This is a genomic window from Streptomyces montanisoli, assembly GCF_017813245.1.
Taxonomy (GTDB): Bacteria; Actinomycetota; Actinomycetes; order Streptomycetales; family Streptomycetaceae; genus Streptomyces; species Streptomyces montanisoli.
Genome location: NZ_JAGIQL010000234.1, coordinates 1 through 7655, shown reverse-complemented (window position 1 = coordinate 7655; position 7655 = coordinate 1). Strand labels below are relative to the sequence as shown.

Annotated in this window: 6 protein-coding genes and 1 pseudogene; 6 read left to right on the top strand and 1 reads right to left on the bottom strand. The window is 71.1% G+C overall.

Features of this window, described 5'->3' with window-relative positions:
• Positions 1 to 87: 87 nt before the first annotated feature.
• The 4 genes and pseudogenes from JFN87_RS30750 to JFN87_RS30735 form a co-directional block, all read left to right on the top strand.
• Positions 88 to 1041, top strand: a pseudogene (locus JFN87_RS30750) (FtsK/SpoIIIE domain-containing protein); the annotation flags it as partial.
• Between the two features lie 243 nt (positions 1042 to 1284).
• On the top strand, positions 1285 to 2697 hold the full coding sequence (locus JFN87_RS30745) for an ABC transporter substrate-binding protein (RefSeq protein ID WP_209345429.1): 1413 nt from the start codon (positions 1285 to 1287) through the stop codon (positions 2695 to 2697).
• A 4-nt stretch (positions 2698 to 2701) separates the two neighbouring features.
• A complete protein-coding gene (locus JFN87_RS30740) occupies positions 2702 to 4075 on the top strand; it encodes a carbohydrate ABC transporter permease (RefSeq protein WP_209345427.1) in 1374 nt (457 codons plus the stop codon).
• Positions 4072 to 5043, top strand: a complete 972-nt coding sequence (locus JFN87_RS30735; protein WP_209345425.1) for a carbohydrate ABC transporter permease — start codon at positions 4072 to 4074, stop codon at positions 5041 to 5043. The genes JFN87_RS30740 and JFN87_RS30735 overlap by 4 nt, the downstream gene beginning before the upstream one ends.
• 84 nt (positions 5044 to 5127) lie before the next feature.
• On the opposite strand, the gene JFN87_RS30730 is transcribed toward JFN87_RS30735, so the two are convergent.
• Positions 5128 to 5736 carry a TetR/AcrR family transcriptional regulator gene (locus JFN87_RS30730; protein WP_209345423.1) on the bottom strand — a complete coding sequence of 203 codons (609 nt, stop codon included), beginning with the start codon at positions 5734 to 5736 and terminating at the stop codon, positions 5128 to 5130.
• A 127-nt stretch (positions 5737 to 5863) separates the two neighbouring features.
• On the opposite strand from JFN87_RS30730, the gene JFN87_RS30725 reads away from it, so the two are divergent.
• Complete coding sequence (locus JFN87_RS30725; protein ID WP_372449323.1) at positions 5864 to 6787, top strand: ABC transporter permease; 924 nt, start codon at positions 5864 to 5866, stop codon at positions 6785 to 6787.
• Positions 6780 to 7577 carry an ABC transporter ATP-binding protein gene (locus JFN87_RS30720; protein ID WP_209345422.1) on the top strand — a complete coding sequence of 266 codons (798 nt, stop codon included), beginning with the start codon at positions 6780 to 6782 and terminating at the stop codon, positions 7575 to 7577. The genes JFN87_RS30725 and JFN87_RS30720 overlap by 8 nt, the downstream gene beginning before the upstream one ends.
• The last annotated feature ends 78 nt before the right edge of the window (positions 7578 to 7655 follow it).

The following is a 7655-nucleotide window of genomic DNA, read 5'->3' as shown; positions in this document are numbered from 1 at the left end:
AGACCCGCCCCCCCCCTATATTGAGCAGAAGGAGATATCCGCGACTTATAGGTCTCAGCAGTTGACATGTGAGCTTTCCAGATCTCGCACCTGCTGGTCGAGGGCCCGCCCGGCAGCGGGCGCACGGAGCTGCTGCGGGCGCTCGCCGCCTCGCTCGCGGTGGGCGCGCGCCCCGACGATCTGGGGCTGCTGCTGGTCGACGGGGCGGGCGGCATGAGGGGCGAGGGCCTCGCCGCGCTCACCGAGCTGCCCCACGTGACGGAACACCTGGTGGCCTCGGACCCCGTCAGGATGCGCGCGTTCGCACAGGCGCTCGGCGCGGAGCTGAAACGCAGGGCCGAGCTGCTCGGCCCGCTCTCGTTCGCCCAGTGGCACGAGGCGCACCGGGACCGCGAGGAAGGCGGCGAGCACGGGGAGCAGCAGCAGGGGGGCGCCCCCCTGTCGGCGACGCGCACGCTGCGGCTGCGACCGGGCGGGCAGCGTCCTGCGCAGGACGTGCGGCGCGCGCCGAGCCCGCTGCCGCGGCTTGCGGTGCTCGTCGACGACCTCGACGCGCTGGTGGCCCCCGCGCTCGGCAGCCCCGGGCGCCCCGCGGCCGGATCCGTCATGCGGGCGCTCGAGGCGATCGCGCGCGACGGCGAGCGGCTCGGGGTGCACCTGCTGGCCGCTTCCGGCGCCCATGACCGCACCGCGTCCACGGAACTGGCGCGTACGGTGCGCCTGCGCGCCGTGCTCGACGCGCCGCCGACGGCGCCCGCGCCCGAGGATCCGACGCCGGGCCGCGGCCGCCTCGTCGGTCCTGACGGCGCCACGCCCTTCCAGGCGGGCCGGGTGACGGGCCGCATCCCCCGCACGGCGACCAGGCGGCCGACGGTGGCGCCGCTCGAGTGGGAGCGGATGGGCGATCCGCCGGCACGCCGCCCGTTGCGCGAGCTGGGCAACGGGCCGACGGATCTGGCGCTGCTGGCCAGTGCCATGGACCGGGCGGCGCGATCCGTCGCGGCGGCCCCGGTCGCCCCGCTGTCGCCCGTGCACCCCTGACCGGCGGGACCGGCCGCCGGGACCCGTTCAACCCTCAAGTTTCGAGGGTGCGTTGATCGCCGCTCCAGGAGCGTTACGAGCGCATCACGATCACCGCGTACGGCTCGGCGACGCTCTTGCCTGTCATGAACACCCGGCGTAGGACTGGTCCGCACGGGACGGGGCGGCGCCGGCACGTCGTGCGGCGGGGTGCCCGTTTCGAGCGTGGATCCGCACGCGCACGGGAGAGACGGGGATGCAGCGATGCGCACAACTCGTACGGCAGGTAAGGATCTCGCCAGGAGACCGCTGGGCGTCAGGGCGGCCGTGGCGCTCGTCGCCGTCGGCGCGGCGGCCCTCGCGGGATGCGGCGGCTCCGGCTCGGGCGGCAGTGCGTCGGACGGCGGCGCGTCGGGTGGCGGGGCGAGCGCGTCGTCCGGGCAGGGCGGCAGCGGACTGCGACTGCCGAAGCTGACCGGTCAGAAGATCGAGGTGGCCGCGGTGTGGACGGGCCCCGAGCAGGCCAACTTCACCAAGGTCCTCGACGCGTTCGAGAAGCGCACCGGCGCCACGGTGACGTTCGTGCCTGCGCAGGACCCCATCATCAACTTCCTCGGCACAAAGATCGCCGGCGGCAGCCCGCCCGACGTGGCCATGCTCCCCCAGGTCGGCGCCATCGACCAGGCGGTGGCGAAGAAGTGGGCCAAGCCGGTGGGTCCCGCGGCCAAGGCCGAACTGGCGAAGAACTACAGCAAGGGCTGGCAGGACCTCGGCGCGGTGGACGGCACGCAGTACGGCGTCTACTTCAAGGCCGCCAACAAGTCCCTCGTCTGGTACAACCACAAGGCGTTCCAGAACGCCGGGGCGACCGTCCCGAAGACGTGGCCGCAGTTCCTGAAGACGGTGGACACCCTGTCGGCCTCCGGTGTCACCCCGCTGTCGGTCGGCGGCGCGGACGGCTGGACGCTCACCGACTGGTTCGAGAACGTGTACCTGTCGCAGGCGGGCCCCGAGAAGTACGACCAGCTGGGCAAGCACAAGATCAAGTGGACCGACCCGTCCGTCAAGAAGGCGCTCACGACGCTCGGCCAGATCTTCGGCAGGCCCAACACCCTGGCAGGAGGGCCGGACGGCGCGCTCCAGACGGGGTTCCCCGCCTCCGTCACCCAGACCTTCACCGGCGGTGACACCCCCAAGGCGGCCATGGTCGCGGCGGCGGACTTCGCCGGGGTCAACGTCCAGCAGACGAAGGCCAAGATCGGCACGGACGCCAAGATCTTCCCGTTCCCCGCGGTCGGCGCGAACTCCCCCGTGGTGACGGGCGGAGACGCGGCCGTGGCGCTGAAGGACACCAAGGGGGCGCAGGCGCTGCTGACGTTCCTCGCCTCCCCCGACGCGGCGAAGATCTGGGCGGCGCAGGGCGGCTTCATCTCCCCCGACAAGTCGCTCCCCATGTCGGCGTACCCGGACGACGTGGAGCGGTCCATCGCCAAGGCGCTGATCGCGGCGGGCGACGACTTCCGCTTCGACATGTCGGACTCGATGCCGCAGTCGTTCGGCGGCACGCCCGGCAAGGGCGAGTGGAAGGACCTTCAGGACTTCCTGAAGAACCCGAAGGACGTCGCGGGCACCCAGCGCAAGCTGGAAGCCGACGCGGCCAAGGCCTTCACGAGCTGACGCCGTGACGTCAGCGGTCACGGGGGGCGCCGGCACGCCGGCGTCCCCCGGCGGGAACACGCCGGCGTCCCCCGGCGGGAAGGCGCGCAAGAGCGTGACGGGCACCCGGAAGGCCGTGGCGGTGGGGTTCCTGCTGCCCGCGCTCGTGCTGCTCGGCGCGCTCGTGGTGTACCCGATCGGGTACTCGGTCTACCGGTCGTTCTTCGACAAGTCGGGCCACGGCTTCGCCGGGTTCGGCAACTACGTCACCCTCTTCACCGACGACTCGATCCGCAAGGCCGTCGAGAACAACGTGATCTGGGTCGTCGTGGCGCCCGTCGTCGCGACGGCGCTCGGCCTGATCTTCGCCGTCCTGACCGAACGGGTCCGCTGGGGGACGGCCTTCAAGCTCGTCGTCTTCATGCCGATGGCCATCTCCATGCTCGCGGCCGGGATCATCTTCCGGCTGGTGTACGAGCAGGACCCGGGGCGTGGCGTGGCGAACGCCGTGTGGGTGGGCGTGCACGACACGTTCGCCAAGTCCGCCGGCTACCCGGGCGCGCATCCGCTGCCCGTGCATCCGCTCAAGGCGGGCGGCGGCGGTTCGTTCGTCACCAGGCAGCCGGTGCACGCCGGCACCCAGGTGCGGCTGCCGCTGGTCGGGGTGGCGCCGGGCAAGATGCCGTCGGACGCCAAGACGGCCAGGGCCGCCGCGCCGAAGCCCGGGGAGATCACCGGTACGACGTGGTTGGACTTCACGCTCGGCGGCGGGGGCAGACCCAACGTCATCGACCCGAAGGAGCGCGGCCTCGCGGGCGTGCGGATCGAGGCGGTCAAGGGCGGCAAGGTCGTCGCGTCCACGAAGGCCGCGGGCGACGGCACGTTCACGCTGCCGAAGGCGGCGGACGGAGCGGTGCTCAAGCTGCCCGCGGCCAACTTCAGGAAGCCCTACGACGGCGTGGAGTGGCTCGGGCCGCACCTCGTGACGCCGGCCATCATCGGCAGCTACCTGTGGATGTGGGCGGGGTTCGCGATGGTGCTGATCGCGGCGGGACTCGCGGGCATGCCGCGTGAGCTGCTCGAGGCCGCGCGGGTCGACGGCGCGAACGAGTGGCAGGTCTTCCGGCGGGTCACCGTGCCGCTGCTGGCGCCGGTGCTCGGCGTCGTGCTCGTGACGCTGATGATCAACGTGCTGAAGATCTTCGACCTCGTGTACATCATCGCGCCGGGCTCCTCGCAGGACGACGCGAACGTCCTGGCGCTCCAGCTCTACCAGTCGTCGTTCGGCACGGACGCCGACCTGGGCGTGGGCAGCGCGATCGCCGTACTCCTGCTGCTGCTGGTGATCCCGGTGATGCTGGTCAACATCCGCCGCATGCGAAGGGAGAACCGCCGATGACCACGGACGAACCGGTGATCGGCGCCGCGCCCCCGGGCCGCTCCCCGCTCACCGCCGGGCCGACGCGCCCCGCTCGCGCGAACCGCCGCGGGCGGGCGCACCGCCCAGGAGGCGAGGAGCGCTCGCTGCCGGCCAGGGTCTCGGCACGTCTCGGCGGCGGGGTGGTGCGGGCCGTGCTCGTGCTGGTGGGCCTGTTCTGGCTGATGCCGACGATCGGCCTGCTGCTGTCCTCGCTGCGCGGCGCGGACGACATCGCGGCGAGCGGCTGGTGGCAGGTCTTCACGAAGCCGTCCCAGCTGACGTTCGAGAACTACGCTCATCTGCTCGACAACCACGTCATCACCAACTCGCTGCTGTCCACGGTCATGATCACCGTGCCCGCGACACTGCTCGTGGTCGTGATCGGCTCGTTCGCCGGGTACGCCTTCGCCTGGATGGAGTTCCCCGGCCGCGACTGGTGGTTCATCGGCGTGGTGGCGCTGCTCGTGGTGCCGGTGCAGGTGGCGCTGATCCCGGTGTCGAGGCTGTTCGGCGCGATCGGCATCTTCGAGACCACGCTCGGCGTGGTCCTCTTCCACGTCGCGTTCGGGCTGCCGTTCGCGATCTTCCTGCTGCGGAACTTCTTCGCGGAGATCCCGCGGGAGCTGCTGGAGGCCGCGCGCCTCGACGGGGCCGGTGAGATACGGCTGTTCACGCGCGTGGTGATGCCGCTCGGCGGCCCGGCGATCGCGTCGCTCGGCATCTTCCAGTTCCTGTGGGTGTGGAACGACATGCTGGTGGCGCTGGTGTTCGCCGACTCCAAGAACCCGCCGATCACTGTGGCGCTCCAGCAGCAGGTACGGCAGTTCGGCAACAACGTCGACGTACTGGCGCCCGGCGCGTTCCTGTCGATGATCATTCCGCTGGCGGTGTTCTTCGCGTTCCAGCGGCAGTTCGTGTCCGGGGTGATGGCGGGAGCCGTCAAGTAGGCCCGGGACGGCGGGCGTGCGGGCGTGCGGGTATCCAGGCATGCGGGCACTCAGGCCTGCGCGTGACTGCCCGCGCGTTCGCCGTCAGCCGTGCCGCAGCGCCGCGACGGCCGAGGCCGCCAGCTGGTCCAGGTACCCCTTGGGCAGCGGCCCGCGCACGACGGCGAGACGCCAGTACAGCGGGCCGACGATCACGTCGAGGGCCGTGTCGGGGTCGGTGCCCTCGCGCAGCTCCCCCCGCGCCACGGCGTCCCTGACGATCACCGCCGCGATGCCCTGCTGGCCGTCGAGCAGCGTCGCCCTGATGGTGTCCGCGATCTCGGGGTTGCGCGCGGACTCCACGAGGAGGTCGGGGATGACCTGGGACGCCACGGGGTGGCGCAGCGCCGCCGACGCCACCTGAAGCAGGGCGCGCACGTCCCCGTAGAGGGAGCCGGTGGCTGGGGCGGGCAGCCCCTGCGCGGCGAAGACGGAGACAAGGTCGAGGACGAGCGCGAGCTTGGACTTCCAGCGCCGGTAGACCGCGGTCTTGCCCACGCCCGCCCGGCGCGCGATGCCCTCTATGGACATCCTGGCGAAGCCGACCGCCGCGAGCTCCTCGAACACGGCGGCGCGGATGGCGTCGGTCACGTCCTCCCTGAGCACTGCGGCACCCGCGGGGACACGGCGTGCGGTACGCGGTCCGTTGGTCATCTCTTGAGCATACCGTCACGACGCTACGGTTGCGTTGCGACGTAACGGGACCGTACTCTCAGCGGTGCGACGATACGGAAGCGTTCCGTCGTCGGTGAAACCCCCCTTCACGTCGAAAGCGACTCCTGTGAGCCAGACGATCGCACCGACTCATGCCACTCCCCCCACCCCCGGCAACGAGACGGATCTCGCCGCACTCGCCGCCCGGTACGGCCTCTCGGTGAGCGGCGCGCGGCCCACGCTGCCCCAGTACGTGGGCCGGCTGTGGTCGCGGCGGCACTTCATCACGACGTTCGCCACCGCCAAGCTGACCGCCCAGTACAGCCAGGCGAAGCTGGGGCAGATCTGGCAGATCATGACGCCGCTGCTCAACGCGATCGTCTACTTCTTCATCTTCGGCGTGCTGCTCGGTACGAAGAAGAACATCCCCGACTACGTGCCGTTCCTGGTGACGGGCGTCTTTATCTGGACGTACACCTCCAGCTCGGTCACCGCAGGCACCCGTGCCATCTCGTCCAACCAGGGCCTGGTGCGCGCGCTGCACTTCCCGCGGGCCTCGCTGCCGCTCTCGCTGGTGCTCCAGCAGCTCCAGCAGCTGTTCTTCTCGATCTGCGCTCTGGTCATCATCCTGGTCGCCTTCGGGCAGTACCCGCGGTTCCACTGGGTGCTGGCGATCCCGGCGCTGGCGTGCCAGTCGATGTTCTGCGCGGGCATCTCGCTGATCATGGCGCGGCTGGGCGCGAAGACGCCGGACATCGCCCAGCTGATGCCGTTCATCATCCGCGTGTGGATGTACACGTCGGGCGTGATGTGGAGCGTCGAGAAGCTCGCCAGCGGCCACGAGGGCATTCCCGACTGGGTGGTCATGGCCCTGCGCTGCCAGCCCGGCGCCGTCTACATCGACATGATGCGGTACGCGCTGATCGACAGCTTCCACGCGAGCCAGATCCCGCCGCACGCGTGGGCGCTCACGCTGGGCTGGGGCGTGCTGTTCTTCGTCGGCGGCTTCATCTACTTCTGGCGGGCCGAGGAGAGTTACGGACGTGGCTGACGAACGCATCCCGACCGTCGTGGCCGACGGCGTACACGTGACGTACAAGGTGCACGGCGCCAAGGGCGGCAAGGGCAGCGCCACCTCGGCGCTCAGCCGCATCGTCTCGCGGCGGCCCGCGGTGGGCGTGCGCGAGGTGCACGCCGTGAAGGGCGTCAGCTTCGTCGCCTACCGCGGCGAGGCGATCGGCCTGATCGGGTCCAACGGCTCGGGCAAGTCGACGCTGCTGCGCGCGGTCGCCGGCCTCCAGGTGCCGTCCGCCGGGCACATCCACACCGCGGGACAGCCCTCGCTGCTCGGCGTCAACGCGGCGCTGATGAACGACCTGACGGGCGAGCGCAACGTCGTGCTCGGCGGGCTCGCGATGGGCATGTCGCGCCGCGAGGTGAAGGACGTCTACGACGACATCGTCGACTTCTCCGGCATCAACGAGAAGGGCGACTTCATCTCGCTGCCGATGCGCACGTACTCCTCCGGCATGGGCGCGCGGCTGCGGTTCTCCATCGCGGCGGCGAAGAACCACGACGTGCTGCTGATCGACGAGGCGCTCTCCACGGGCGACGCGAGGTTCCAGGCACGCAGCAAGGAACGCATCAACGAGCTGCGCAAGGAGGCGGGCACGGTCTTCCTCGTCAGCCACAGCAACAGGGCCATCAGGGAGACCTGCGGCCGCGCGCTGTGGCTGGAAGCGGGCACGCTGCGGATGGACGGACCGGCGGACGAGGTGGTCGACGCCTACGAGCGCTTCACGGCAGCCAAGCCGAAGCCGAAGCCCGCGGCGACGAAGTAGCGGTGGCCCGCGGGGCCACCGGCCTTCGCGCCGGCCCGCGCCGGCACCCCGACGCGCCCCCTCGGAGCCCCGCTCCGG